Origin of the sequence: Undibacterium sp. Ji49W, from assembly GCF_049340205.1 — a bacterium.
Taxonomy (GTDB): Bacteria; Pseudomonadota; Gammaproteobacteria; order Burkholderiales; family Burkholderiaceae_D; genus Undibacterium.
The window spans coordinates 1-26934 of sequence record NZ_JBMPOW010000029.1 but is presented as its reverse complement, the minus strand read 5'-3'; the positions used below and the strand labels follow the sequence as shown (position 1 = coordinate 26934).

Annotated in this window: 28 protein-coding genes and 1 pseudogene; 9 read left to right on the top strand and 20 right to left on the bottom strand. The window is 51.2% G+C overall.

Annotated elements, in window-relative coordinates; all coding sequences use genetic code 11:
• Nucleotides 1-64 precede the first annotated feature (64 nt).
• Nucleotides 65-676, bottom strand: a complete 612-nt coding sequence (locus ACO0LK_RS25815; RefSeq protein WP_422980234.1) for a hypothetical protein — start codon at nt 674-676, stop codon at nt 65-67.
• A gap of 171 nt (nt 677-847) precedes the next feature.
• Between ACO0LK_RS25815 and ACO0LK_RS25810 the strand changes: the two genes are divergently transcribed.
• The 3 genes from ACO0LK_RS25810 (at nt 848) to ACO0LK_RS25800 (ending at nt 1997) form a co-directional block, all read left to right on the top strand.
• Entirely contained in the window at nt 848-1171 is a 324-nt protein-coding gene (locus ACO0LK_RS25810) for a helix-turn-helix domain-containing protein (RefSeq protein WP_422980232.1), read from the top strand.
• A gap of 170 nt (nt 1172-1341) precedes the next feature.
• Nucleotides 1342-1710 carry a hypothetical protein gene (locus ACO0LK_RS25805; protein WP_422980230.1) on the top strand — a complete coding sequence of 123 codons (369 nt, stop codon included), beginning with the start codon at nt 1342-1344 and terminating at the stop codon, nt 1708-1710.
• A 113-nt stretch (nt 1711-1823) separates the two neighbouring features.
• Entirely contained in the window at nt 1824-1997 is a 174-nt protein-coding gene (locus ACO0LK_RS25800) for a DUF6388 family protein (RefSeq protein ID WP_422980228.1), read from the top strand.
• A gap of 566 nt (nt 1998-2563) precedes the next feature.
• On the opposite strand, the gene ACO0LK_RS25795 is transcribed toward ACO0LK_RS25800, so the two are convergent.
• The 7 genes from ACO0LK_RS25795 to ACO0LK_RS25765 all read right to left on the bottom strand — a co-directional run bounded on the left by ACO0LK_RS25795 (nt 2564) and on the right by ACO0LK_RS25765 (nt 9014).
• On the bottom strand, nt 2564-3235 hold the full coding sequence (locus tag ACO0LK_RS25795) for a hypothetical protein (RefSeq protein ID WP_422980226.1): 672 nt from the start codon (nt 3233-3235) through the stop codon (nt 2564-2566).
• 356 nt (nt 3236-3591) lie between these two features.
• The gene (locus ACO0LK_RS25790; protein ID WP_422980224.1) at nt 3592-5010 is read right to left on the bottom strand and encodes a hypothetical protein; all 1419 of its coding nucleotides are present in this window, start codon (nt 5008-5010) and stop codon (nt 3592-3594) included.
• 325 nt (nt 5011-5335) lie between these two features.
• On the bottom strand, nt 5336-6319 hold the full coding sequence (lipA, locus tag ACO0LK_RS25785; RefSeq protein ID WP_422980222.1) for a lipoyl synthase: 984 nt from the start codon (nt 6317-6319) through the stop codon (nt 5336-5338).
• Nucleotides 6320-6341: 22 nt separating this feature from the next.
• On the bottom strand, nt 6342-7007 hold the full coding sequence (gene lipB / locus ACO0LK_RS25780; RefSeq protein WP_422980220.1) for a lipoyl(octanoyl) transferase LipB: 666 nt from the start codon (nt 7005-7007) through the stop codon (nt 6342-6344).
• Nucleotides 7008-7090: 83 nt separating this feature from the next.
• Nucleotides 7091-7987 carry a PhzF family phenazine biosynthesis protein gene (locus ACO0LK_RS25775; protein WP_422980218.1) on the bottom strand — a complete coding sequence of 299 codons (897 nt, stop codon included), beginning with the start codon at nt 7985-7987 and terminating at the stop codon, nt 7091-7093.
• Between the two features lie 96 nt (nt 7988-8083).
• A complete protein-coding gene (locus ACO0LK_RS25770; RefSeq protein ID WP_186950124.1) occupies nt 8084-8635 on the bottom strand; it encodes a cysteine hydrolase family protein in 552 nt (183 codons plus the stop codon).
• 55 nt (nt 8636-8690) lie between these two features.
• Nucleotides 8691-9014, bottom strand: coding sequence for a DUF2917 domain-containing protein (locus tag ACO0LK_RS25765; RefSeq protein WP_186950126.1), 324 nt, complete (start codon nt 9012-9014; stop codon nt 8691-8693).
• Nucleotides 9015-9182: 168 nt separating this feature from the next.
• Here ACO0LK_RS25765 and gcvA point away from each other — a divergent pair, with 168 nt between their 5' ends.
• Nucleotides 9183-10079 (top strand): transcriptional regulator GcvA, encoded by an 897-nt coding sequence (gene gcvA, locus ACO0LK_RS25760; RefSeq protein ID WP_422980215.1) that lies wholly within the window; start codon nt 9183-9185, stop codon nt 10077-10079.
• A 73-nt stretch (nt 10080-10152) separates the two neighbouring features.
• On the opposite strand, the gene ACO0LK_RS25755 is transcribed toward gcvA, so the two are convergent.
• Both ACO0LK_RS25755 and ACO0LK_RS25750 read right to left on the bottom strand, forming a co-directional pair.
• Complete coding sequence (locus ACO0LK_RS25755; protein WP_422980213.1) at nt 10153-10434, bottom strand: DUF493 family protein; 282 nt, start codon at nt 10432-10434, stop codon at nt 10153-10155.
• 95 nt (nt 10435-10529) lie between these two features.
• Nucleotides 10530-11489, bottom strand: coding sequence for a LysR family transcriptional regulator (locus tag ACO0LK_RS25750; RefSeq protein ID WP_422980211.1), 960 nt, complete (start codon nt 11487-11489; stop codon nt 10530-10532).
• Between the two features lie 92 nt (nt 11490-11581).
• On the opposite strand from ACO0LK_RS25750, the pseudogene ACO0LK_RS25745 reads away from it, so the two are divergent.
• Nucleotides 11582-12262, top strand: a pseudogene (locus ACO0LK_RS25745) (NADPH-dependent F420 reductase); the annotation flags it as partial.
• A gap of 165 nt (nt 12263-12427) precedes the next feature.
• On the opposite strand, the gene ACO0LK_RS25740 reads toward ACO0LK_RS25745, so the two are convergent.
• The 10 genes from ACO0LK_RS25740 to ACO0LK_RS25695 form a co-directional block, all read right to left on the bottom strand.
• The gene (locus ACO0LK_RS25740) at nt 12428-13273 is read right to left on the bottom strand and encodes a D-amino acid aminotransferase (protein WP_422980209.1); all 846 of its coding nucleotides are present in this window, start codon (nt 13271-13273) and stop codon (nt 12428-12430) included.
• Between the two features lie 161 nt (nt 13274-13434).
• Nucleotides 13435-14583, bottom strand: a complete 1149-nt coding sequence (locus ACO0LK_RS25735; RefSeq protein WP_422980207.1) for a D-alanyl-D-alanine carboxypeptidase family protein — start codon at nt 14581-14583, stop codon at nt 13435-13437.
• Nucleotides 14584-14675: 92 nt separating this feature from the next.
• Complete coding sequence (locus tag ACO0LK_RS25730; RefSeq protein WP_422980205.1) at nt 14676-15326, bottom strand: alpha/beta hydrolase; 651 nt, start codon at nt 15324-15326, stop codon at nt 14676-14678.
• Nucleotides 15327-15331: 5 nt separating this feature from the next.
• A complete protein-coding gene (locus ACO0LK_RS25725) occupies nt 15332-15649 on the bottom strand; it encodes a (2Fe-2S) ferredoxin domain-containing protein (protein WP_186950135.1) in 318 nt (105 codons plus the stop codon).
• Nucleotides 15650-15779: 130 nt separating this feature from the next.
• Complete coding sequence (locus ACO0LK_RS25720) at nt 15780-16931, bottom strand: VanZ family protein (protein WP_422980203.1); 1152 nt, start codon at nt 16929-16931, stop codon at nt 15780-15782.
• Nucleotides 16932-16947: 16 nt separating this feature from the next.
• A complete protein-coding gene (locus ACO0LK_RS25715) occupies nt 16948-17571 on the bottom strand; it encodes an ABC-type transport auxiliary lipoprotein family protein (protein ID WP_422980201.1) in 624 nt (207 codons plus the stop codon).
• Nucleotides 17572-17581: 10 nt separating this feature from the next.
• A complete protein-coding gene (locus ACO0LK_RS25710; protein WP_422980199.1) occupies nt 17582-18532 on the bottom strand; it encodes an MlaD family protein in 951 nt (316 codons plus the stop codon).
• A 3-nt stretch (nt 18533-18535) separates the two neighbouring features.
• The gene (locus ACO0LK_RS25705; RefSeq protein ID WP_422980197.1) at nt 18536-19327 is read right to left on the bottom strand and encodes an ABC transporter ATP-binding protein; all 792 of its coding nucleotides are present in this window, start codon (nt 19325-19327) and stop codon (nt 18536-18538) included.
• The gene (locus ACO0LK_RS25700) at nt 19327-20451 is read right to left on the bottom strand and encodes an MlaE family ABC transporter permease (RefSeq protein ID WP_422980195.1); all 1125 of its coding nucleotides are present in this window, start codon (nt 20449-20451) and stop codon (nt 19327-19329) included. Before ACO0LK_RS25700 ends, ACO0LK_RS25705 begins: the two co-directional genes overlap by 1 nt.
• A gap of 97 nt (nt 20452-20548) precedes the next feature.
• A complete protein-coding gene (locus ACO0LK_RS25695; protein ID WP_422980193.1) occupies nt 20549-22444 on the bottom strand; it encodes a phosphoethanolamine transferase in 1896 nt (631 codons plus the stop codon).
• 526 nt (nt 22445-22970) lie between these two features.
• Between ACO0LK_RS25695 and rpsL the strand changes: the two genes are divergently transcribed.
• The 4 genes from rpsL to ACO0LK_RS25675 form a co-directional block, all read left to right on the top strand.
• The gene (gene rpsL, locus ACO0LK_RS25690; protein WP_110258019.1) at nt 22971-23354 is read left to right on the top strand and encodes a 30S ribosomal protein S12; all 384 of its coding nucleotides are present in this window, start codon (nt 22971-22973) and stop codon (nt 23352-23354) included.
• 145 nt (nt 23355-23499) lie between these two features.
• Nucleotides 23500-23970 (top strand): 30S ribosomal protein S7, encoded by a 471-nt coding sequence (rpsG, locus tag ACO0LK_RS25685; RefSeq protein WP_162039546.1) that lies wholly within the window; start codon nt 23500-23502, stop codon nt 23968-23970.
• 128 nt (nt 23971-24098) lie between these two features.
• Nucleotides 24099-26204, top strand: a complete 2106-nt coding sequence (gene fusA / locus ACO0LK_RS25680) for an elongation factor G (RefSeq protein WP_186950149.1) — start codon at nt 24099-24101, stop codon at nt 26202-26204.
• A 78-nt stretch (nt 26205-26282) separates the two neighbouring features.
• Nucleotides 26283-26934, top strand: a 652-nt coding sequence (locus ACO0LK_RS25675; protein ID WP_422977455.1) for a GTP-binding protein, incomplete at its 3' end; no start/stop codon positions are given.

Genomic DNA, 26934 nt, shown 5'->3' with positions numbered 1-26934 from the left:
ACCGTTGGATATGGTGATAGGTATCGTTCTTGTCAGAGAGCGTGATGGGTACACGCTACATCTGTTAGCCGTTGACGATGGCATTCAGTTTTGCGCACCATTCTTTGGCCGTTCTCTCGCTCATGTAAAATTTGATGACAGGACTGCTCTCATTGGCGACTTCCAAGATCAGCGCAAAATCACCGACACGCTGTACACGCTCAAACGACGGCATGTGCATATTTGTCGTACCAACTTGCCTTCCTGGCCCCGACAACTCCATGCTTTCTTTGATCTTCCATTCGTAGCGCCAGGCCAGCAAATACGAAAGTTCATATATTTTGAAATCGCCGGTGCTGCTATTGCAAAAAGCCAGTTTCCGGTTTTGTTTGTCAAAAACCAGGAATGCTGGGCTGGGATAACCCAATAGATTTCCGGCGTTGAATTTCAGATCGGACTGCCGGTTGACGCTCTCCACCAGGTCTTTGGCTTTTTTGTGCATTCCTGCAAGCAGTCGGATGGACAAAAAGCAGATGACCGCTGCCACTACTAAGAAAGTGAAAACGCCGCTTGTCCTGTTATCGCGGGAAAGCAGCATGCCAAGTAGTGCACCAATGGCCCCTATCCCGGATAAACCTGCGGCAGGAACCGCAAACGTTGCAAGCAATGCCAAGCCGAGACTTTTTGCTGAGCCCATGATGATGTGTCCAAATTAACTTGGTTTTATGAAGTGGTAAATCTATCTTTTTGATCAAAAAATCAAAAAGTAAACGTATTAAGTAGAATTTATAAAATTATAAACGTAACGAGAAGTTTTAAGAAGCCCTCAATGTTGATTTACTGAAGGTAATCAACTTTGGAGGTTTACATGGAGGATGTTCGGCATTTGGTCGGTCAGCGCGTGCAAATTCTGCGAAAACGCAAGCAACTATCGCAGGAAGAATTGTCTAGCCGGATTGGTATCGATACAAAATCGCTCAGCAGACTCGAGCGTGGCCAGCATTACCCGTCTCTAGAAACACTGGAGCGAATTCGTGTCGAGTTAGATGTAGATTTGAAGGACTTCTTTGATTTTGATGGGAAACCATCTGCGGAAGAATTGAGAGATTTTCTGATGCGGACTGCTAGCAAGGCGGACTATTCAAATTTAGTAAAGATGGCTGATGCTGTTAGGACTGCACTTTCAAACTGACAATTGCTACATAGTCTAATCGGTGCAGTTACCCGTGTGTCATTAAATTTTTCTGTTGAATTTAATTTTCTTATTAGACATCGCAAAACATGGATAGAATACATAGAGCATTATGTTTATAGTATCAGTTAATGCGATAACGATTAACCCTGCAAATTGGAGCTCTGTCTATGAATGTAACAACACTTGTACTCAATACCAATGGAGATCCGCATTTCCAGAGTGAGGAACAATACAACATCGAAAACTTATTTGAAGTCGCGAAAGAACGCGAGATGGCCGTCCGACAGGAGGGGAGAGAATGGGCTGCAGGAGCCATTCCATTCTTTGGTAAAGAATTGGTCAATGCTGTAAAGACGGGAGAACACAAAGACGTTTCTAATGCAATCATTCAAATGCTGATGGCTACTTGGCTATTCGATTTCGTGTACTGTGGCGCTACCGCTGCTAGCTACATAAAATCTGATATTGAATTCACCGTCGCACATGACGGTTCAGTCGCATATAACCGCATAGATGCAAAAAATTCTGCTCACTAACCCCCATTCCTCCGGCCATCAAATATTTTAACGGCCAGGCTTGTTAGATCAGCTTTGAAAGCCTGGCGAAGAATCTCACCTTGGTTTCAAGCCAATAAATAAGGGAGAACGCTATGGAAGAAAATAGAAAATCAATCGCATACACCCGGTTTCTAAACAAATTTCCAGCCGTAAAGAAATCCTGGGAAAGTATCAGCGAACAGGAGGCTAATATTTTAGGTTTAGCAATTGATGACTTGCGAAAACATGCCGTACAAAAAGCAATGGCTAACGAAGCGAAAAATTAGGGCATTGATTCCCATGTGTTTTTTCTTGATTTCTATGCAGACTCTCCAGAGGAACACAGAGAGTTGATCAATCAGAGCAAGAAAGCGATTGCAAAAGCCATAGGTTTGTAGCAGCTTCTTGGGCAGGATGTAATTTTGATGTGTTCTTTGGGACTCAGGCAGTCAAAAAAGTTTCTTCAACAGACTGGATATTCCAGCTGCAGGCCAGGAACTCATAAGCGGTACAAGCAAGTACACCAATATTAGTGGGCTGGTCTTCAAAACCACTAATACGGCCAAGCGGAGTGACCAGTGGTCCTTGTTTGAAAATAGATCAAGAAGTTGCTTCTTTGAATTTATCGACATGCGCCCCCCAATTAAATGTGTCTGAATAATTGTGCTGTCACGACCATTATTCGATTCAATAATTTTTCATAACTACTTAAAATGCATTGTATCGGTCCAACTTGGGCACAGATAGTGGGGTCGCATTTCACTTTCCATATTGCAATATCACCCTATTTTCAAGCGTGAAAGTGATATTCGACTTTTCTATGTCGGGAACGCCAAACATGTTGGTGCCACAATTACCTTTCTTTGATAGGGCCAAACATTCCCGTATTGATCAATTCATTCCATACTTTTTTTATAGCCTGTCCTGTTTCTTGACTCACAAACAATGATGATCGACTACCGTGAGGGCTTCCAAGTAGATAATGGCGCATGGATTCCCAGGTTTCAGCGACTTGAGCCCACTCCCAGCAAGGCACTTCTTTTTCAAGAATTAAAGGTATCGCAGTGGATAATGGAATCATTCCATTGGCTTCCAACGGTTTTTTCCAAATACACTCGACAAGTACCGGTGTAGCATTTGGGTTGTATAGCTTCAGATCTAATATTCTGGCGGTAATGGTAGCGGCATGCTGCGGTGGAAGCTCTCTCACAGAATCAATAATTTTCTGGCCATCCCCATACGGGCATGTAATGAACCCGTTAGCAAAGAACCTCGTATGATCGAGTCCTTTGTATCCACATTGATCACTAGGAGTTGTTGTTGGATGCTGGCTATCGTGATGGGTAACGAGCGGATGCCATGTCGGATAACTGTCAATGACAGGTCCAAGTTTGTTAGCGATTTCTAACAATGCTTTTTTACTGTGCGCTCTATCCGCTTCACTGACCTCCCTTGATCGGGGAAGAAGATAATTTTCAACTTGCTCATATCCAATTCTTGCTGCTTCGTCTGCTCTGAATACCATAGTTTATCTTTCATTCGTTCGCTTAAAACATTATATTGACTAGTCGCGCATAAAACAATGATTTCATGCGTAATTAAATGGAATTGCGAAAAAGCAGAAGTGGGTATGAGAATGGCCAGGTTTCGTTTCTACAAACTATGCCAAACAAAAGTAGGGCATCAATTAGCTGTAACTTTCATCTGGTAACAGCTGGGGCATGCTTGGGGGCATTCAGTTATGTTAAGCCATCAGGGGCGGTCGTAACGTCCAATTTCAAGGGCAAATAGAACCCGCAAACGGGGATGCGTTTTAGGATCAGATCGCAGGTAGCATGAGTGCTTAGGCTTGGTAGGGAAAGTACTCGTGCTGTGCCGTTATTAAATCTCAAAATCGAAAACCCAATTAACAAGATCAGCAATATTGGTTTCTTCTAACTCAGGGCGAGCAAGATAGTCATTTGCGACGCAGGATAAGGTTTCAAAGATTTCTTCAGTATTTTGACCATTCGTTGCGTACAGCTTTGTGTGTAACGGAATGGATTCAACAATTGCAAGGCTGATGTGCTCAGTCTGATTCTTTATGGCGAAGACAGCGACCCGCCGAGGGCGTGACGTGTTTGTACCATTTTCAATAAATAGTTGTGGGTCGATAACACCATCTTCATCGGACAGCATGAGGATAGGTACTGTCCAGCCGTCCTCCTCACTTTCCGTCAACAGTTCGATGTTTAGCTGATTCAACTCAGAGAGCTGCATAATCGCTGGTTTTAAAAAGTTGGGAACTGGCCAGCGTTGTGATGGATCTCTATTGATGAGCACAGAAAAATCCACTGATCGAATTCTTTGTTCTGACCCTGGTTGACCAACTGCAGCCGCTTGAACAGGAGGCGCTGCGCCAGCATACTTATTGCCGGTGCTGTCATTATTGACAAGCGATTTATCCTTCCAGATGGATTTCTTCGTGAGGTCCGGAAAGCGTGGCTCCATGCGGATAGTTTTTGTCTTACTTGCCAAGCTATTTGATCCGTCGCGTTCTTCGAGACTTTGAGTTTGTGCTTCCTTCGCAGATTTGAGGGAACGCTCTTTGGTGCTGCCAGAGCCTGGTCTACCAATCTCACCGTTGCTGTTAGTCGTCCTGTACTTCTCGTAGCGTAGTGATTTGAATGGAAATGCGTGAGAACAGGAGCGCAAGCTGTAGACAATGAATGTCGCACGCGCCTTGTCTGCAAATGAAAGCCATTTGCCAGCTGCGATCAATGTCGTTGTTCCTTCAAAAGGAAATAAGCCTTGGGGATAGATCGATTGTCGCATGCCAGAACTGGCAAGCATGGAGGTTCCTATCGTGAGTGCTGCTTGCCAAGCTGTGGCGTCCATGTGTAAGCGTCCTATATCAGCTGCGGATGCCCCAGATATATGTTCCGCAAGTTGCAATGATAAGCGTCCGTTAATTTTGTTCAGTGCGGCTCTGGTATAGAGGGATGTTCGATTCAGCGGCGGCAGGAACAACGCTGTGATCAGATTGCTGGATGAGCCGAAATAAAATCGGATCAATTCCATGCAGGGAATGATCAATCGACGATTGTCTGGAAGATTGAGCATCACGCAGTAGGACTGGGTGCAATTCATGTGCCACGGGTGCTCAGACATCGGCAGTAGAAAGCCCTTGTCATCGAGATTTAACCCGGCTTTGATTAGATGCGCTGAATCCCTGTCAATATCGATGTCCTGAAATTCTTCCAGCTCATAGCCAGGCTGCGCTTTCAACTGACCATTTAGCCAAAGATCACCAATACGCAAAAGCGGTAAGGTGCCAATAGACAGCCAGACTTTCTTTTGAAACCTGGCAGGTGAAGTTGATTGAGGGGAGAGCTGAATTGCCAGATCGTCGGAAAAACGATCATCTAGGACTCTGGAAAGGTGAACCAGGACAGAAGGCTGTTTTCGGCGAAGTAAGCGGTTCGGGAAGCTTACTTCGCCGAACCAATCAATTCGCCAAATTTTTTCATCCTTGGGAAAGGCTGAAATTGTAGGTAAGTTATTGATGTTTATAATGTTCTTGTGAAAAAGGCGGCTGTTATGCTACTGATTTTTCTCACTAACTGTTAAACTTTCTCATTATCTTCTAACTTTTCACATCCGTCCCCACCCCATGCGCCTGCTGATCTGCATGGTAACTAGACCTCACCATTGCTCCCACCGCCGCATGGGCGAAGCCCATTTTGTAGGCTTCTTCTTCGTACATCTTGAAGACATCTGGGTGGACGTAGCGGCGTACCGGCAGGTGGTGGCCACTTGGAGCCAGGTACTGGCCTATGGTCAGCATGTCGACGTTGTGGGCGCGCATGTCGCGCATGACTTGCAGGACTTCTTCATCGGTTTCACCCAGGCCGACCATGATGCCGGATTTGGTTGGGGTGTTGGGGTGTTGTTCCTTGAAGCGTTTCAGCAGGTTCAGTGAATATTCATAGTCGGAACCGGGGCGCGCTTCCTTGTACAGGCGCGGTGCAGTTTCCAGGTTGTGGTTCATCACGTCTGGCGGTGCCATGTTCAAAATTTCCAGCGCGCGGTCCATGCGGCCACGGAAATCCGGGGTCAGGATTTCTATGCGTGTCATGGGGGACAGTTCGCGCACGCGGGTAATGCACTCGGCAAAGTGGGCAGCGCCACCGTCGCGCAAGTCATCACGGTCAACAGAGGTGATGACGACATAGCTGAGTTTTAAGGCAGCGATGGTTTTTGCCAGGTTGGCTGGTTCATCCACGTCCAGCGGGTCTGGGCGGCCATGGCCGACGTCGCAGAAAGGGCAGCGGCGGGTGCATTTGTCACCCATGATCATGAAAGTGGCCGTGCCTTTGCCAAAACATTCACCGATATTCGGGCAGGATGCTTCTTCGCAGACTGTCACCAGTTTGTTGGCGCGCAGGATGTCTTTGATTTCATAAAAGCGGGTGGTGGGTGAACCGGCTTTGACGCGTATCCAGTCTGGCTTGGGCAATCTTTCCATCGGGATGATCTTGATGGGGATGCGCGCTGTCTTGCTTGCTCCTTTTTGTTTCTCGGTAGGATCGTAAGCAGCGGTGGCGACGGGTGTGTTTTCGGTTGTCATGGTATGAAGCGATGTCGAAAAATCAGGAGGCAGTCAAAAGATCTTGCAAATTCTGTGCGAGTGCGGTCTGGACCTGGTGCAGCGGCATGGGCACGCCCAGGGTGTTCATGTCTACCGTGGCCAGGCCTGCATAGCCGCAGGGGTTAATCCAGGAAAATGGTGTCAAATCCATATCCACATTCAGTGATACGCCATGGTAGGTGCAGCCATTGCCGCGCACTTTCAGGCCCAGGGCGGCGATCTTGGCGCCTTGCCACTGGCCGTTGCTGACATAGATACCGGGCGCGCCTTCCTTGCGTTCACCAGCCAGATTATACGCTGCCAGGGTATTGATGACCGCCTGTTCTATCTTGTGGACGAATTCACGCGCAAATAAACGGGCCTTGGGGTGGCTGCGGCGCAAGTCCATCAGCAGGTAAATCACGACCTGGCCGGGGCCATGGTAGGTGACTTCACCGCCACGGTCAGTCTGCACCACGGGGATGTCATTCGCTGCCAGCACGTGCGACTTGTCAGCCCCCAGGCCCAGGGTATAGACGGGCGGGTGTTCAACAATCCAGAATTCATTGGGCGTGTTTTCCGTGCGGGCATCCGTAAAGACGCGCATGGCATCGAAAGTGAGCTGGTAAGGCTCAATGCCGCGGTGGATGATGCGGGGAATAACAGATGGCGAGATGGCTGCTTGCATAAGCCGCTAGTGTAACATTTTGCGCCACGAAGTTCTTTGCTTGTGAAAATGGCATGATCTGGCGCAAAATTCAGGTGACTTGCTTACAAATCAATGTTGAGAGTTTTTTCTACCCTGGCCCTGCCGCCCGCCATCAGGCTATGGATTTCACCCTGCCTGATGTCCAGGTCGACATGGATGAGGCTCGGTGAGGCAGGCTGCATCAGGTAACCCTGCTCTATCTGCAAGCCAGGCCCGGCTTGTTGAAAAGCCGTGTACAACAGGCAGGCCAGTGGGCCGGCTGCCATGCCGGTTGCTGCTTCTTCGTCTATGCCATAGCGCGGCGCAAACATGCGGGTGCTGGCGGCGTGACCGGTATCTTGCGCTTCCAGGCTGAACGGGTAAAAGCCGATCAGGTCAAATTCTTCGCTGATGTCGTTGATGATTGCCTGCTGCGGCTGTATCCGTGACAGGCGCTCGCGGCTGTTTATGGGAATCAGCAAGAAGCTGTTGCCGGTATTGACGATGGTGGGGACTTGTCCGGGTATTAAATCCTGGGTGCTGAGGCCCATGCTTTTCAGTATGCGGTCATAGGTAACGGTATATTGATGGTCATTGGCAGCAATGGGTTGAAAGCGTGGTGCCTTTTGTTGCATGAAGGCCATGTCGGCTTTGATCAATATGTCACGATTGCCATCGATGGTTTCTTTGCTGCTCATGCCTTCGCCGACCATATCCAATGCACGCAGCAGCGAAAAAGTGGCAACCGTGGCATGGCCACAGTGGGCGATTTGCCGGTTGGGGGTAAAGAATTCCAGCTTGAAGGCCGCACTGTCCGATTGCGAGACGAAGGCAGTTTCTGACAGGCCCACTGCTTTTGCGATGTGTAATTTCTGCTCTACAGTATATTGGTCCGCATTCAACACGACGCCAGCCGGGTTGCCGCCTGCATTGTTATGGGTGAAGGCGTGAACTACGTGGACTTGTACAGATGCAGTCATGGCATTTCCAAATGAAGGTAGTCGGGAATGATTCTGGAACTCATTCCATAATCAGGGATGAGTTCTGGGGTAGTTGTCTATTCTATCCGGGCCGAATTACGCTTGCAGTGCAATGATGTCTGCCGTGTTCTTTACCGTGCAAAATTCATTGTGCAGGCTGGCCAGATGGATGCGGTGTATTTCTTCTGCCGGGATCAGTACGCCATCAACATCGGCGCGATCAAAGGTGGCGCAGGCATCGGCGGCCAGTGTGACTTCAAAGCCCAGGTTGCCAGCCATGCGTGTCGAGGTGGATACGCAGTGATCCGTCGTCAGGCCAGCGATGACCAGTCGTTTGATATTTTTGACATGTAGATAGGCTTCCAGCTCGGTACCGATAAAGGCGCTGTTGACCTTTTTGGTAAAGATGGCTTCGCCAGCCAGCGGGTGCGCCAGTGACTTGAATTCATAACCGGCTTGCCCGGCACGCAGAGGCGAATCAGGTTCTTGCGATTGATGGCGCACATGGATGACGGTTTGCTCACGTTCACGCCAGTGCTGAAGCAGCGCCGCTATGTACTGCTCGGCAGCAGGATTATTGCGCTGGCCCCATTTGGGGTCATCGAAACCTTGCTGTACGTCGATCAGTACTAAGGCTGCATGCTTCATACTGGGTTCCTATGTATTTTTCTGACTATTTGGCTGACTTAGCTTATTTCGCTAATCAGGCAAATACCTGGCTCAGCTTGCGTGTCAGTTTTTGCAGATAGCCTCCAGCCAGGAAATCCTGGTTTTTCATCGAAATCACGCTCGATACTGCGGACAATTCGATCAGGCTGGCTTGCTGTTCTGCTTCAATCACCACCAACTGATTTGCCGGAATGACCATGGATTCACCAGCGGCCAGCCAGAAATCGTCCTGGTTGCCAGCAATAGTCAGCCACACGCGGCCACATGCCACTTCGATTTTACGTGCTGTTTCCGAATGGCCAGACAAGGTGTTGCCAGCGGCTATCGTGTATGATGGGTTTGCGAAATTATTTGTCATTTCCATGCTCCTGTATTTACTGCCTGAAATGCGCTGCAATCCAAATATTCTTGCTAAGCTTATGTAAAATATGATTTGTTGCACCGCGATGAAAGCATTGTAGTCTGCTGCACTCAGGAAATAAAACGAGTAATTTTTGATTGTCTTGCTAATTCTATTCACATCAACATGGATTTTCGGCGATTACCCAATTTAGCGGCCCTGCGCGCCTTCGAGGCAGCGGCAAGGCATGAAAATTTCTCCCGTGCGGCAGACGAAATCCACCTGACTCACGGTGCCATCAGCCATCAGGTGCGGGCGCTGGAAGAGGAACTGGGTGTTGCCCTGTTCATCCGCAACGGTAAGCGTATTTCCATCACACCAGATGGCGAACAGTTTGCTGCCACCATACGCCAGGCCTTGCAAGACCTGGGCGACGCGGCTGATTTACTGAAAACCCGCAACAAGCAAAAACGCCTGGGAATCACGTCCTTGCCTTCCTTTGCTGCCCGCTGGCTGTCACCGCGTCTCGGTCGTTTCATCGAGCATTTCCCGGATCTGGAGGTCAGTCTGCAATCCAGTAACCACCTGACAGATTACGCAAGGGAATCAATAGACATAGGCATACGCTTCGGGCTGGGTAATTATCCGGGTATGGTCAGCGAATTATTGATGGGGGATTATTATTATCCGGTTGCCAGCCCTTATTTCCATGGCGGGCAGTTACCGCGTACACCGGCAGAGCTGGCCAGAATGCAGTTGCTGCGCTGTGATGGCGAACCCTGGGAACCCTGGTTTCGCGCAGCCGGCCTGGATAATGAAGAACCCACTGGGGGTCTGGTGTTTCAGGATTCATCGATGCTGGCGCGGGCGGCGGTGGACGGGCAGGGCATTGCACTAGGGCGGCATATTATTGTGCAGTCAGATATCAAGGCGGGTTTGCTGCAACGCCTGTTCACCATCGATATTCCTTGCGAGGTAGCGTATTACCTGGTGTACCCGCCGAATGCCTTGCTGAAACCACAAGTAAAAGCCTTCAGGGAATGGCTGCTGAATGAAATTGCCGAAGAGAGCAGGCAGATGTAATGCGGCGGCAGGAATGACAGGGTGCGCTCTGTTTGCCAGTCTGTGCTGGCAAACAGCTTCGAGTCTTAAGGTCTTACAGTACTATTTTCACCATAGGGTGAGAAGACAGTTCACGGTACAGATTGTCCAGCTGCTCACGGCTGGTAGCACGCACAGTTACTGTTACTGACAGGTAAGCGCCCTTGCTGGAAGGCCGCATTTCAACTTTGCCTGCATGAAAGGTCGGATCATGGATAGTTACCACTTCCACCATGGTTTGTGCGAATTCATCATGCATCGGTCCCATGATCTTGATTGGAAAGTCACTGGGATATTCAATCAGACTTTCTTCAGGGGGGATGGGTCTCATTTCCATAATGCGTCCATATATCAAAATAACGTAATGTCAGTATATGGGGTCTTGCGACGGAATTCCAATACCATCGCATACTCCTTCGGCTTATCCTGGCCTCATGCATAAAAGTTAGTCAGTGATGCCAGGGGGACATGCAACGACTCGATTTGTGCCAACTCTTCCAGCAAAAAATCCACTGTCGCTTTTACGCGCGGTGCAATCAGCGCCCGATGTGGGTATTGCAATACCATCTGCCTATTACCTTCTTGATGAAACCTGCCCAGCACGATTTTTAGCTTGTTGTCACGTAAGTAACGCCATGAATGGTAGACGGCCACCTGGGCAATGCCCATGCCCATGATGGCCGCTTGCACTGCAAATTCAGGGGCCGACACCGTCAGATCAGGTTCACGCGGGTAGAGGCGGTTTATCTCACCCTGCCTGAGCTTCAGGTTCCAGGTAGTCATTTTGCCATTCAGAAAACGGACGGCGATTTGCTTGTGCTGGTCCAGGTCACTAATCTGCTGCGGCACGCCGTACTGCACCAAATAAGATGGGGCAGCAACCAGTATGGTGTGCAAAGGGCAGACTGTGCGCGAAATGACGCTGGAATCTTCTATCATGCCGCCACGCAGGGCCAGGTCATAGCCGTCACGCACCAAGTCTATACGATGATCATCAAAATCTATCGCCAACCGCAAGCCTGGATGGCGTTGCTGTAATTTGGGTAGCAAGGGCAGCAGGTAATGCTGACCAAAAGCGTTGCCGGTCGATATCCTGACATGGCCCATCACTTCGGCATGCTGGCGGCTGACACTGTCCACTGCGTGATCAAGTGCATTAATTGCTGCGCGCGCGTTTTCCAGAAAAGTCTGACCTTCGCTTGTTAATTGCAGCGAACGGGTGCTGCGATTCATCAGGCGTACGCCCAGGCTTTGCTCTAAACCCGCCACATTTTTACTGACCGCTGCGGCAGAAATATGCAGCGCCCTGGCCGCCGCCGCAAAGCTGCCACGATCTGCCGCCTGTATGAAAGACAGCATGGCCGGTACACGTTGAGAGGCATCGAACTTCATATTCGTAACCTGAGGTTGTAAGTGAAAATAAGAATAGCTGGCTTATCAGCATTAATCAATGAGATCACAATCACTCCTATCAACACACAGACAGGAGAAACAAAATGCAAACAGCTACAAAGACAGTCGCAGTTCTGGGTAATGGTATCGTCGGCGTTGCCATCGCCAAAGGATTTGCCAGCCTTGGTTATCAAGTGATTTTTGGTACTCGCAACCCTGACAGTGATAAAAGCAGGGAAGCACTGGCAACTGTACCAACAGCGCGGGCCAGCAGCTATGCAGATGCGACCAAGGCTGCCGACCTGGTTTTCCTCGCTTTGCCATGGGATGGCTTATCTGAAAGCCTGGCATTGGCTGGCCCTGCCAATTTTGCTGGTAAAACCGTCATTGATGCTGTCAATCCACTACTGGATTTTGCTACAGGTTCGCCAAAGCTGGCGGTAGGCTTCAGTGATTCTGCTGGTGAGCTGGTACAAAGACTGCTGCCGCAGGCGCGGGTGGTCAAGGCTTTTAATACCATCGTCTTTACGCATATGGTGCAGCCAAAATTTTCAGATGGTCAGCCGGATATGTTTATTGCGGGGAATGATGCAGGCGCGAAACAGGAAGTGTCGGCCATCCTGCGTGATTTTGGCTGGCGTGGCGCGATAGACATGGGTGACATTACAGCGGCGCGTTTGATCGAACCGCTGGCGATGTTGTGGATCAGCTATGCGTTCCAGCGTCAGCATTGGACGCATGGGTTTAGTTTGTTGGGGCAGGGGAAGGCGTAGAAGCTTTAATTGTAGGTTGGGCCGGGCCTCGCTAGGCTACGGTTTACCGGCCCAACACTTGGCATTTGAATGACGTATACGTTTGCAGAGGCCGAGTGTTGGGCTGATACCCCGTAGCCTAGCGAGGCCCGGCCCAACCTACGAGAAAATATGTTTTCGGTATTTTTAAGCCGCTTTGGCAGCCTGATAAGCCGCACACAACTTATGGTAAATCGCGCCCGGTTTGCCGTCACCAATGGTCGCATCATCCAGTTTCACTACTGCCAGTACTTCCTTGGTGGCGGATGACAGCATGACTTCATCGGCGGCGAAGACTTCTTCTCGCGTAATGCGGCGGGCTTCCAGCTTGATGTTGTGGGCGGCGCACAGTTCTTCGATGAGGCCGTAGCGTATGCCTTCCAGTATCAAGTTGTCTTTTGGCGGGCCCATCAGCACGCCGTCTTTGACTATCCACACATTTGATGCGGATGCTTCAGTCAGGTAACCGTCACGGAACTGTATGCTTTCGGCCACGCCTTCTTCGGCCGCATTTTGTGCCGCCAGCACATTGCCCAGCAGCGAGATGGACTTGATCTCACAATGCAACCAGCGCTTGTCTTCCATGGATACACAGGCAACCCCGTTTTCGCGTGCCGCCGCAGTCGGCAGGACGATGGGGTTGGTCATGATGAAGACCGTAGGTGTCACATCCTTGGGGAAGGCATGTGCACGTTTGGCGACGCCACGGGTAACTTGCAGGTAGACCATCTGGTCATCCGCTTCATGCGCGGCCATGACCCTGGCGATCAGTTCCAGCCATTCTTCCTTGCTATGCGGATTGGTAATGCCTATGGATGCCAGGCTGCGGAACAGGCGGGCCAGATGCTGATCAGCACGGAACATCTTGCGCTGATACACAGGGATGACTTCATAGATGCCATCGCCAAAAATAAAGCCACGGTCCAGGACCGGGATTTTGGCTTCGGACAGCGGCGTCATTTCGCCATTCAGGTATACCAGGGGATCATTCATGATGTCTGCTTGAGTGAAGAAGAGAAGAACTTATTTTCACACAGAATGGCGGCGATGTTTATGCAATTAACGCATACAAGCATAGCCAGGGTTTATGCGCGCCCTGCAATATTGCAGGGCCGCGCATCAAGGAAGGGTAAGGGGATGGGTATCGCGCCAGCTTACTTGAACATCAGACGTATCGAATCCCAGGCGCGGCCAAAGATGCTGGCCTGGTTGACCTGTTCCAGCGCCATTACCGGAAATTCGGCAACGGGTTTGCCATCCAGCATCATTTTTACGCTACCGACCTTGCTGTTGATGGTGATGGGGGCCACCAGCGGGTCTTTGCGTTCCAGTGCCGGTTTCAGCTTGGCGGCTGCGCCTTTGGGCAAAGTCACATACAGATCACGGTCGAAACCGATTTTGATCTGTGCCTGCGTGCCTTTCCATACTTCCGGCGTGGCAATGGCCTGGCCTTTTTCGTACAGCTTCAGGGTGTCAAAGTTGAGGTAACCCCAGTTCAGCAGTTTCAGGCTTTCCTGCGCACGCACCTGGTCGCTGTCGGTACCGATGACGACAGAAATCAGACGACGCGTGCCGGTGCCATTCGGACGGTTGGCAGAAGAAATCAGACTATAGCCACCGCTAGAGGTGTGGCCGGTTTTCATGCCGTCTACGCTAGGGTCCAGCCACAACAGGCGGTTGCGGTTGGGTTGGGTGATCTTGTTATAGGTAAAGCTTTTGGTCGAGTAATAGGTTTTATAAAAATCGGGATAATCGATGATCAGGCGCGCGGCCAGGGTGGACAGGTCCTGGGCGGTCGAATAATTGTCCTTGCTGGGCAAGCCATGCGGATTGGCAAAGCGGGTCGCTTTCAAACCCATGCGTTCGGCTTCGCGGTTCATCTGCACGACGAAGGCTTCTTCGCTACCGGCCACGGTTTCTGCCAGGGCGACAGCTGCATCATTGCCTGACTGTACGATCAGGCCATACAGCAAATCATTGATGGTGACGGGCTTGTTGGGCTCGATAAACATTTTGGAACTGCTGCCATCGACCTTCCAGGCGCGGGTAGAGACATTGATGCTCTGATTCAGGTCCAGTTTCTTGTCCTTCAGGGCAGCGAACACCAGGTAAGCGGTCATGATCTTGGTCAGCGATGCTGGCTCTACGCTCATGCTTGGTTCTTGCGCGGCGATCACCTGATTACTGGTGGCGTCAAGCAAAAGCCAGGATTTGGAAGCGATCGTCGGTGCAGGCAGGGTTTGCGCGACCGCAGCTGTCATGGTCAGCAGCGATACGGCAATAGAAGCGAGGAATTTTTTCATTGGGTAGCTAGTAAAACAAGGGGTGACAAAAAAAACAAATAAGCTACATCTTCACCAGACTGGCTGGCGAGATGAATCTGGTAAAGACATCATCAGGCTTTATCCCACATGCTGGTGATGAGTTGTTTGATATGGTGCAGGCGACGGTGGAAGAAATGGTCGGCGCCTGGTATCACGGTGACAGGTATGTCTTGCGGGCGCAGCCAGTCCAGTACCGCACTCAGGGGAATGGTATCGTCCAGCTCCCCATGAACCAGAATGGTATTGGCAGGTATCAGCGGCATATCCCATTTGCCGGCAGCCGCACCGACCAGCGCCAGGCGTTCTGCGGGCTGGCCGCGTTCTTGCGGGCTCTCTTGCAGGCGTTGTTGCAGGCGGGCCTGGACAAAGGTACCAAAGGAAAACCCGGCCAGTGCCAGCGGCAGGCCAGGGAAGCGGGCGCGCATAGCGTTCAGCAATAATTCCATGTCATCAGTTTCACCCAGACCGGCATCGTAAGTACCTGCGGACTGGTCAACACCACGGAAATTCATACGTACCGCTGCATAACCCAGGCCGGTAAAAGTGCGCGCCAGGGTCTGGGCGACTTTATTGTCCATGGTGCCGCCATACAATGGGTGCGGATGGGCTACCAGGGCCAGGCCGACAGGGGCGGCATGGGTTTCGGGATCAGGCAGGTCAAGCGCACATTGCAATTGTCCTGCTGCGCCCTGTATAAAAAAGTGTTCGGTTTGGGCATTCATGGGATTCAGATCTTCAGACGTTCGACGACACCACCGCCTATCAGGTCAACATCAATGATTTCATCAATATCGCTTTGATCAACAAAGGTATACCAGGTGCCTTGCGGATAGACCACCAGCACCGGGCCTTCTTCGCAACGGTCCAGGCAGCCAGCCTTGTTGATGCGGATTTTGCCGTGACCATTCATGTCCAGCTGTTTGACGCGACGTTTTGCATGTTCCTGTGCTGCCTGCGCGCCACGGTCGGCACAGCAAGGGCGGCCATCTTCACGCTGGTTCATGCAGAAGAAGACATGTTTTTGAAAATAGAGAGCTTCAGACATAGATTATTCAGCCTGCGGGCCATGCAACCTGAGCTTACCTGAGGGTAATTTGAGATTGCGCCGCCGGATGGCAGTAGTTGAAGCCCACTATGATACTGCAATTGCGCAGGCAGGGGCAGGAAGCCGCGCTTCAGGTGCTGGCCGGCTTGCGCAACAAGGCCCAAATTGCGAGGAAAGGCCAGAACACCGACAGGAACTGGGCCGCACCATTAAAGTTCAGAAACTTGCCCTGTACCCAGGTCTGCATGGTGGCCGCGAAGTAGGGGTTGTCAGACACCAGATTCAATACGATCAGCGAAATTGTCAGCAATACCAGCGCCAGCCTTTTCTGTACATGCGCTGGCGCAAAAGAAAAGCCGTACAGCATGATGATGCTGAGTACCAGGCCGCCACGTGCGCCCGGGGTCAGCCAGGCAAATGCATATTCAGGTTTGAACAGCAGGGCGCTGGCCAGCGATTTGATGATCAGTGCGCCCAGCAATAACAGGGTGGCCAGCACGGATTTGGGCGCATGCCGGTTCAGTATGCTAAGACAGATCAGCAGGGCACCGGTGCAACTACAGGCCGTGATGATGGCTTCGGACATCAGATATTCATCCGCGCTGGGCTCGAAACCCTGTAGCAGGAAATTGCTGATATCAATATCGATGTCCATCATTTCGCTCAGGCTTTGTGAAATGACGGGCAGGATTTGCCCCAGGCCGAACAGATAGGCTTGCGGATAAATCTGTGCCATGGTCCACAGGCCCAATACCAGAATTTCGCGGCTGGATTCCTTATACGTCCATTGCTTGCGCAAGAGTTGCAGGCGGCCTTTTTCCAGTATCAGCGGGGTCAGCAGGGCGCCCAGTATGGCACCCAGCATGGCACCGGATGCATTGGTCAAAAAGTCCAGCAAGGACGTCACGCGGCTGGGTAAAAAATATTGCACCACTTCTGCCGTAGCCGACACCAGGACCCCGCCCAGGGTGGCCAGCAGCGCCGCCCACCAGCGGGTGACCAGTGGATACAGCGCAAACACGATCAATATACCAAAGGGAATATAGCCGACTACATTGATGCCCGCGTCAAAGCCTGACCAATACCTTGGCCATTGCTGAATGACATCCGGCAGGGCGGCCCAGTTATTGGCTTGCCAGCCGGTGAACGGATACCAGCTGGCATACACGATCAAAAACAGGTAAGCCGCCAGGCTTACCCTGGCAAAGGGCGAGCTGTGCTGTGAGCTGACCGCGTCGGCGTCAGCGTTGGCTGAAGCATTGGCTGAAGGGCTGGGCTGCATACGCTTGAGCTTGGACTTAATTCAGGGGCAGGCTTTTGATCCAGGTTTGCAATGCATCAATGCTGGCATCGGCAGCTTCCTGCATGGCCTTCGCGCCACCGGGTGCGTCGGCACTGGCCGCAGTCACCTTTTGCTGGAAACTCTTTTGTGCCAGCAATTGACGGCCTTTGACCAGACTGGCACGCAGGCTGATTTGCGCATGGCTTTGAGATGTGCTGCTGAAGATTTGTGAAAACTCTTCCAGTTCTATACGCAATACCGGGAAGGGCGATGCCGCTTCAGTACTGACCATGACATCATTGCCCTGGCTGGTCAGGCGGGTTTTCAGCCGCTGTGCCAGCAGTTGTGCAGGCGGCATGCTCCAGCGGTGCTGGGAATAGGCTTTGAGTTGCTGGACATTGTCATATTGCAGGCGATACAACATGGCATTGCTTTCCAGTGCCGCCGGGACGGTAATCTCCGCCAGGCTGAATTGCAGCTTGCCAGCTACAGGGGTAGCCGGGCTTTCCGCCAGCCAGGGGCCAAAGTCATATTGCTGCCGCTGTGCGACCGGGGTAGTAGAACAGGCGGACAGGATGGCGAACAGGCCGAGCATCGCGCCCAGGCGTGCAAGCTGTTGGTACAGGTATCGATGGTTCATGCGAATTCCTTTATTTGGGGGCGACAAAGCCGGGCTCGCCGGGGCCGGGTGTCTGTACCGGCGGGCCAAACAGCAGACTCTGCGGCCGGTCATTGAGGCTTTCTGATACCCGGTTGATGGAACGCATGGTGGCTCGCGTTTCAGTGGTCAGCGTCTGCACGCGCGGCAGGGTATCGATGATCAGGCTGTCACTGACCCTGTCCATGGCCTGGTTGAAGCGCGCCAGCGGGCCATCGGCTGCTTGCAGGTTGCTGGCAAACTGGTTCAGGTTATTGCTGAGCTTGCTGGCGTCGGTTGCCAGCACGTTGACAGATTTCAAGGTGGCCTTGGCCTGTTCCGCCAGTTCTGGCAGACGGGCCAGGGTAGGATCGAACTTCTCGGGTAAGGCCTTCCAGGCGGCCGATGCTTTGCCGAAATTGTCGATGGCGGTCATCAGTGATTTCTGGTTGTCGGGATCAAACAATTTGTTCAGGCGGCGTGTCAGTTCTTCGGTTTGGGTGAGGATGGCCTGACCACGCTGTTCCAGATTTTGCATCATGCCCGGGCGCATCGGTATACGCGGTGGCGCATCGCTGTTGACCTGGGTAGCATCAGCAACCAGCAGTTGCTTGGAGCTACCGTCATCGTCGAGTTGCACGAAGGCAATCCCGGTCACGCCCTGATAACCCAGGGTGGCAAAGGTGGAACTGGTGACCGGCGCATCGGGAATGATTTCCAGGCGCAAAATGATTTGCCCGGGGTTCCTGTCATCAAAATCGATGTCGGTAACATTGCCAACCTTGATGCCTTTGTAGCGTACTGCGGCCTGTAGGTTCAGGCCGGACACCGCTGTCTTGGTCACGACTTCATACGGAATCCGTTTGATTTTGTCGCGCCCCAGCCAGATTGCCAGTACCGTCGCCAGCACCAGCAGGGCAATGGTAAAGAAGCCGGCCATGAGCGCATGAGATCTGTTTTCCATAGCTTACATTTCCTGATGCGGGGTTGGTGACAGTACTTCCATGGCGCGCTGACCGCGTCCACCAAGAAAGAAACTGTTGATGAATGGATGTTTAAATGCCAGCACTTCCTGCGGCGTACCGATGGTGACTACGCGTTTTTCTGCCAGCACGGCAATCCGGTTGGACAGGGCAAACAGGCTGTCCAGGTCATGCGTCACCATGATGACGGTCAGGCGCAATTGCTGGTGCAGCGATAATATCAGTTCAACAAAACTGTCCGACCGGTCCGGATCCAGCCCGGCGGTGGGCTCATCCAGGAACAGCAGTTCCGGCTCCAGCGCCAGCGCCCGCGCCAAGGCAATCCGCTTGATCATGCCGCCGGACAGGTCAGATGGCATCTTGCGCGCGTGTTCAAAGGCAATATCGACCATATGCAGTTTCAGGTAGACCAGATCGGTGATCAGGTCTTCTGACAGAGTGCCCAGTTCACGCATGGGCTGAGCAACATTGTCAAATACGCTCATGGCCGAATACAGGGCACCATGCTGGAACAGCATGCCGGAACGCTTGCGCAGGTAATCAAGATGGCGGGCCTGCGGTGCATGCAGGTCTTCGCCAAATACCTTGATGTTGCCACGAGTCGGCACTTCCAGCCCCAGCATTTGCCGCATTAGCACCGTCTTGCCCGAACCCGAACCACCGACGATGGATAAAATTTCACCGCGCCTGACCTGTAGTTCCAGTTGATCATGAATAACGGCACGACCAAACTGGGTGCGCAAGTTGTGGATTTCAATGATATGTTCCTGCTTCATCAATATCCCGTCTTGCTAAAGATGATGGCAAATATGGCATCGGCAATGATGACGACGGTAATCGCCACCACCACGGAATTGGTGGTGCCGCGCCCCAGGCTTTCGGTATTCGGTTCTATCCGCAAGCCATAGTGGCAGGCGATCAGGGCGATCAGCATGCCAAAGCTCACACCTTTGAGCAGGCCTATCCAGTAATTGAGAAGTGGTACCGCTTCCGGTAATTTATAGATAAAGAATTCGGGTGACATGCCCAGCAGCGCCTGCGCGGAGATCATACCGCCGGCCAGCGCCATGACATCGGTCCAGATCACCAGCAGCGGCATGGCGATGGCCAGCGCCAGTACTTTTGGCATGATCAGGCGAAAGCCGTGGGGTATGCCCATGACGCTCATGGCATCCAGTTCTTCCGTCACACGCATGACACCAAGCTGCGCCGTAATGGCCGAACCCGAGCGGCCCGCCACCAGAATGGCTGCCAGCATAGGACCCAGTTCGCGGATGATACTCATGCCAAGGATATTGACGATATACAGGTCACCACCAAAGGTACGCAATTGTTGCGCCGACAGATACGACAATACCACGCCGATCAAAATGCCGACCAGTGCAGTGATGCCTAGCGCCTGGGCACCGGTACGGTAGATGTTGGCCGATAATTCTTTCCACGGGCCCTTTAGCGGGTGCCGCACAAAGCGCCACAGATCCAGCATCAACTGGCCGAGCAGCGCGGTGAAGCTGTACAGATGGTTGAACAGCCCCAGCATCTGTCCACCCAACTGCATGATGCGTGTCAGGCGAGCCTTGGGCGAACCCGGGATACTGATCCGGCTTACCTGTTCCAGCCGCAGAAACAAGCCCTCATGCGCGGGTAGCATACTGAGCTGCAGTGGTCTTTGCTTGCCCCAGGCGCGCCACAACATTTGTGCGCCTATATGATCGAGGCTGCTGATTTGCGACAAATCCCAGTGCAGGTCTTTTTGCTGCGCTGCCTTGTTGAGCAGCGCGCTGATTTCATGCATGGTGGCCCTGCCTGACAGGGCATGCACCAGCCAGGCACCTGCCACGATGGCGGTCGGCTGTTGCTGGTGAGTAAATTGCAGGGTGGGCGCGATCTCATGTGGCATAGCGCAAGTGTAAGTGACAAAGTGTATTTGCTGCAATGAAAGCCAGCGAAAGCCAGTGAAGCCAGCAGCGCAGCGCCGGCGATTGCATCAGTCCTGTTTATTTCTCTTGTACCAGGGGCGTCTTTTTATCCATTACTTCGCGGCAATCACCTTTGAAGGTGGCATTGTCGTAATCGGTCCAGCCATAGCTGTCGACATAGCGGGTATGTGCTTTCAGCTTCTGGCTGAGTACGCTCCACTCCAGCTTTTCATCCGGGTAGCGGATATTCGCCATATCTAGCAGGCTGTGGAATATATTTTCGGTGGACAGCCTGGCTTTCTGGTGCAGGCGCAACTGTATGATCTTGTCGGGAAATTGTTCCTGATAGGCATCTGAATACCAGACAAAGGCCGGCACATGGAATTCATATTGAGTATTATGGCCATGGAAGGCCAGGTTGCAAGTACCGTCATACAAGGTCTGACCGTGGTCAGACACAAACAGCAGGGACGTGAGTTGCTGGCTGGTTTTCAGCTTCTGTATGACTTCCGACAACATCCAGTCGGTATACAGGATGGAATTGTCGTAACTATTATTTAGTGCCTGCTTGTTTTTCAAGTCGGTATAGGCGGGATTGGTCACACCATATAAAGAAGGCTTCCATTTGTCGAAAGAGGCGGGGTGACGATGGCTGTAGTTCCAGTGATTACCCAGAGTATGCAGGACGATCAGTTTTTTCGGTGCCGGGTCACGCATGGCATTCGCCATGGGTTCCAGTAATACCTGATCCAGGTTTGAGCTATTGGTAAAGCCGCCCAGGTTCAGGAACTGCGTGACATCTGCCTCCTTGGCAAAGACCGAGGTCGGTGTATCGAATTGCCCAAAGCTCATCTGGTTCGATAGCCAGTAGGTTTTAAAACCAGCCTCCTTGAAGGCGGTCAGGAAGGATTTTTCTGAAAAACCGGCTTTCAGGCTTTGTGCCGCCGGCTTGCGTGACACAATAATAGGCACTGACAGCCGGGTAGCTGACACAGCCGTAACCACATCGCTGAAGCTGACTAGATTGCTTTCTTGTTTAAGCAAGGGGTTGGTGTCGCGGTCATAGCCATTCAGGCTCCAGCGGTCAAAACGCGAGGATTCACCGATGACCATGACAACGGTTTGTGGCAAATTCGGGTTGCCATCCAGATGCGCCTGAAAACGGAAAGCGCGGCTTTTTTCAGATAAACGGGACAAATAGTCACGCTCATTCCAAAAATCGGCCGCCCGCAAGCTCAGGCCAAACGGCCAGGTACGTATATAAGTTTCTTCGTCGTAAGGAATCTGTGCCCAGTATGGCAATAAAGGTAATTGCTTCTTCAGTTTCGTGGCCCATTTGTTCAGGCTATAGTCAGAAGCGCTGGCCGAAGCCTTGGCCGTGGCTTTGGCTGATGTGGATGCGCTGCTATCCTCGTCTTCATCATCTTCATCCGTTTCAGAAGCGGATGCACTGGTGCTGGCCGAAGCGGGTTTTTCTGCAACACCGATCTGGTCGCCATAAAACCATACACCCAAACCCAGCACAAACAAGCCCAGCAGCAGCCAGCGTGAGCGGTGTTGCCAATCCCAGTGACTGTGAGCACGTGCTATCTTCAACAGGCCCCACCACCAGCTGATGACGGCAATGACAATCAGCAGTAGCAGCCAGACCTTGTTGCCCAAAAATTCCATTGCTTCTTTAGGACTGGTTTCAACCATGATGCCCAGGTGATGGGTGGAAATGCCCTGACCAAAGTAAAGTCGCAGGTAAATTTCCGTCGGCAGGGCAAGGAAGGCTGGCAGCAGCAGGTAATGAAACCAGCGCGGTTTTTGCAGCAACGCCCAAAATACCAGCCAGGACAGCACTTCCATTGCCAGCAAGTGATAGGGCTTGTCCACCGGCTGACCTTGCAGTAGTGGAAAAAACGGCAAGGTCGAAATCAGCAGGTAACTGACGATCAGGAATAGTGATGCAGGGCGAAACGGGGTAGGCATTGTCAAATTGCTTAGCTTGCTGAATAAGTGAGTGGCGGTCATCGGGCCGGTGCTGCTGTCGTGGCGGGTGATGGATTCCGGCGAGTCAAGGGCGTAAATAGTAAATGATTTAGATTGGCTGCGGCATGGTGGTTGCGGAATTTAAGGATATTTTGACTTTGAAAGACCGTCAGGATAGCCCTGTCCCGAGTTATGGCTTGCTTTTTTGGGGAAATTTTCTACCCTGAAAGGCCGATCATTTTATCTAAGCGCTTGAATTTAAGAAATAAAAAGCGTTGACATGCTTGTTCATCAGGGCATAAAATTGCGAGTTCTCGATTTTGGGTTTGCATTTTCTATTGTTGTTTCATGTGTCTGTGCGCCGTATTTATCACTTTATGGCCCTTTATGTCACGTGTTGCAGTGCTTAAAAAGCAGGCAAAAATAGTCGGGTAAGTCTGAGGATTCAGACAAAAAATGATTTTAAGTTCCCGGGCAACCGTTTCCGGGTTTGTGTTTAACGTTGTATTTTGTTGGATTAAAAACGATGCCAACCATCAATCAACTGATTCGCCAACCACGTGTTTCTGCACGTGTTAAAAGCAAATCGCCGGCGCTGGAAAACAGCCCGCAAAAACGTGGCGTTTGCACCCGCGTTTATACGACAACTCCAAAAAAGCCTAACTCGGCTTTGCGTAAAGTTGCCAAAGTTCGCCTGACCAATGGTTTCGAAGTTATTTCGTACATTGGCGGTGAAGGCCATAACTTGCAAGAACATAGCGTGGTATTGCTGCGCGGTGGTCGTGTAAAGGATTTGCCAGGTGTTCGTTACCATATGGTTCGCGGTGCTTTGGATACTCAAGGCGTTAAAGACCGTAAGCAAGCTCGCTCCAAATATGGTGCTAAGCGTGCTAAGGCAGTTAAGAAGTAATTATCTCGTAATTTAATCTCCGTAAACTATTACGGATCAGTGTCGGTTTGGAAATAAGCCGAGTAAGTGACCGGTTATGATGGCCTGTCGCGAGCGTAGAGCAAAATGTTGCTTTGTGCTCAACTGAAGATTGAAAGGAATTGAAATGCCACGTCGTCGTGAGGTCCCGAAACGGGACGTACTGCCGGATCCAAAATTCGGTAATGTAGAAGTAGCAAAATTTGTAAACGTATTGATGTTGTCCGGCAAGAAATCTGTTGCTGAAGGCATCATCTACGGCGCATTCGATCACATTCAGCAAAAATCTGGTAAAGATCCTCTGGAAGTGTTTGCGCTGGCAATCAACAACGCCAAGCCACTGGTTGAAGTTAAATCCCGCCGTGTTGGTGGTGCTAACTACCAGGTGCCTGTAGAAGTTCGTCCAGTTCGCCGTCTGGCTTTGTCTATGCGTTGGTTGCGTGAAGCCGCTAACAAGCGTAGCGAAAAATCCATGCCACAACGTTTGGGTGGTGAATTGCTGGAAGCCGCAGAAGGTCGCGGCGGCGCAATGAAGAAACGTGATGAAGTCCATCGTATGGCTGAAGCCAACAAGGCCTTCTCTCACTTCCGCTTCTAAGAGTAAGAGTAAGGAGCGATTGTGTGTCAATCATGCAATGGCTCTGGCAAGTATTTTGAATCAGGCCGGGCGCGATTTTTGTAAAAAAATGCGCTCGGTTTTGTCCATTAAAAGATTTAGGATTAGCTATGGCCCGTAAGACCCCCATTGAGCGCTACCGCAACATCGGTATTTCTGCTCACATTGATGCCGGTAAAACAACGACGACAGAACGCGTTCTGTTTTACACCGGTGTAAACCACAAAATTGGTGAAGTGCATGATGGCGCGGCTACCATGGACTGGATGGAACAAGAGCAGGAACGTGGTATCACCATCACTTCCGCTGCGACGACATGCTTCTGGAAGGGCATGGCGAACAATTTCCCTGAGCATCACATCAACATCATCGATACACCAGGCCACGTTGACTTCACGATTGAAGTTGAGCGTTCCATGCGTGTTCTGGATGGCGCCTGCATGGTTTACTGTGCAGTAGGTGGCGTACAGCCTCAGTCTGAAACCGTATGGCGTCAGGCTAACAAGTACAAAGTCCCACGTTTGGCATTCGTCAACAAGATGGACCGTACTGGCGCGAATTTCTTCAAGGTGTACGATCAAATGCGTGCACGTCTGAAAGCCAATCCAGTTCCTCTGCAAGTACCTATCGGTGCTGAAGACCTGTTCGAAGGCGTTATCGATCTGGTCAAGATGAAAGCAATCATTTGGGATGCTGCATCTCAAGGTATGAAATTTGAATACCGTGATATCCCTGAAAACCTGTTGGCTGAAGCGCAAAAATGGCGTGAAAACATGGTTGAAGCAGCTGCTGAAGCCAGTGAAGAGCTGATGAACAAATACCTTGAAGAAGGTGATTTGACTGAAGAAGAAATCAAAACTGCTTTGCGTCAACGTACTATCGCTTCTGAAATCGTTCCTATGATGTGTGGTACTGCATTTAAGAACAAGGGTGTTCAGGCGATGCTGGATGCGGTTGTTGAATACCTGCCATCCCCATTGGACATCCCACCAGTTCCAGGTCTGAACGAAGATGACGAACCAGTTGTCCGTAAAGCTGAAGATACAGAGAAATTCTCTGCTCTGGCATTCAAAATCGCAACTGATCCATTCGTTGGTCAATTGTGCTTTATCCGTTGCTACTCCGGTACATTGAATTCTGGCGACAGCGTTTACAACTCTGTTAAAGAGAAAAAAGAACGTATCGGCCGTCTGGTTCAAATGCACGCGAACCAACGTGAAGAAATCAAAGAAATGATGGCGGGTGATATCGCTGCGGTTGTTGGTCTGAAAGACACAACTACTGGTGATACGCTGTGTGACGAAAAAGCAATCGTTGTTCTGGAACGCATGATATTCCCAGAGCCAGTTATTTCTCAGGCTGTAGAACCAAAAACCAAGGCTGACCAGGAAAAAATGGGTCTGGCTTTGAACCGTCTGGCCGCTGAAGATCCATCTTTCCGCGTACGTACTGACGAAGAATCTGGTCAGACAATTATCGCCGGTATGGGCGAGTTGCATCTGGACATTATCGTTGACCGTATGAAGCGTGAATTCAACGTTGAAGCGACAGTCGGCAAACCACAAGTTGCTTACCGCGAAACTATCCGCAAAACTTGCGAAGAAATCGAAGGTAAATTCGTTAAGCAATCCGGTGGTCGTGGTCAGTACGGTCACGTTGTTCTGAAGATCGAACCGCAAGAACCAGGTAAAGGTTTTGAATTCGTTGACGCGATCAAAGGCGGTACAGTTCCACGCGAATACATCCCTGCAGTTGAAAAAGGTGTTCGCGAAACACTGACTTCCGGTGTATTGGCTGGCTACCCGGTTGTTGACGTTAAAGTTACATTGTTCTTCGGTTCTTACCATGACGTTGACTCCAACGAAAACGCCTTCCGTATGGCGGGTTCGATGGCATTCAAAGATGGCTGCCGTAAAGCAAGTCCAGTTATTCTGGAGCCAATGATGGCTGTTGAAGTTGAAACACCTGAAGACTACGCTGGTACAGTCATGGGTGACTTGTCTTCACGTCGCGGTATGGTTCAGGGTATGGACGAAATCGCTGGCGGCGGTGGCAAGATCATCAAAGCTGAAGTGCCTTTGTCCGAGATGTTTGGTTATTCCACATCCCTGCGTTCCGCTACCCAAGGTCGCGCTACGTACTCGATGGAATTCAAGCACTACTCTGAAGCGCCGAAGAATGTTATCGACGCGATCGTCACATCCAAAGCGAAGTAATAAAGAATCAAAGGCCTGCCCCATGCAGGGGCAGGTTTTCTATTGTTGATAAATCGTTCTTTTTGAAGGAAGAATAAAATGGCAAAAGGTAAGTTCGAGCGCACCAAGCCGCACGTAAACGTAGGCACAATTGGTCACGTTGATCACGGCAAAACCACACTGACAGCAGCGATTGCAACAGTCTTGTCGAAAAAATTCGGCGGCGAAGCAAAAGCCTACGACCAGATCGATGCAGCACCAGAAGAAAAAGCGCGCGGTATTACAATCAATACAGCCCACGTTGAGTACGAAACAGCCGGCCGCCACTACGCCCACGTTGACTGCCCAGGCCATGCTGACTATGTTAAAAACATGATCACTGGCGCGGCACAAATGGACGGCGCGATCCTGGTTTGCTCCGCAGCAGACGGTCCTATGCCACAAACTCGCGAACACATCCTGTTGGCCCGCCAAGTTGGCGTTCCATACATCATCGTGTTCCTGAACAAATGCGACATGGTTGATGATGCTGAATTGCTGGAACTGGTTGAAATGGAAGTTCGTGAATTGTTGTCCAAATACGAATTCCCAGGCGACGACCTGCCTATCATTCAAGGTTCCGCCAAACTGGCCCTCGAAGGCGACAAAGGTCCTCTGGGCGAAGAAGCCATCATGAAACTGGCTGATGCACTGGATTCCTACATCCCAACACCAGAACGTGCTGTTGACGGCGCCTTCCTGTTGCCAGTAG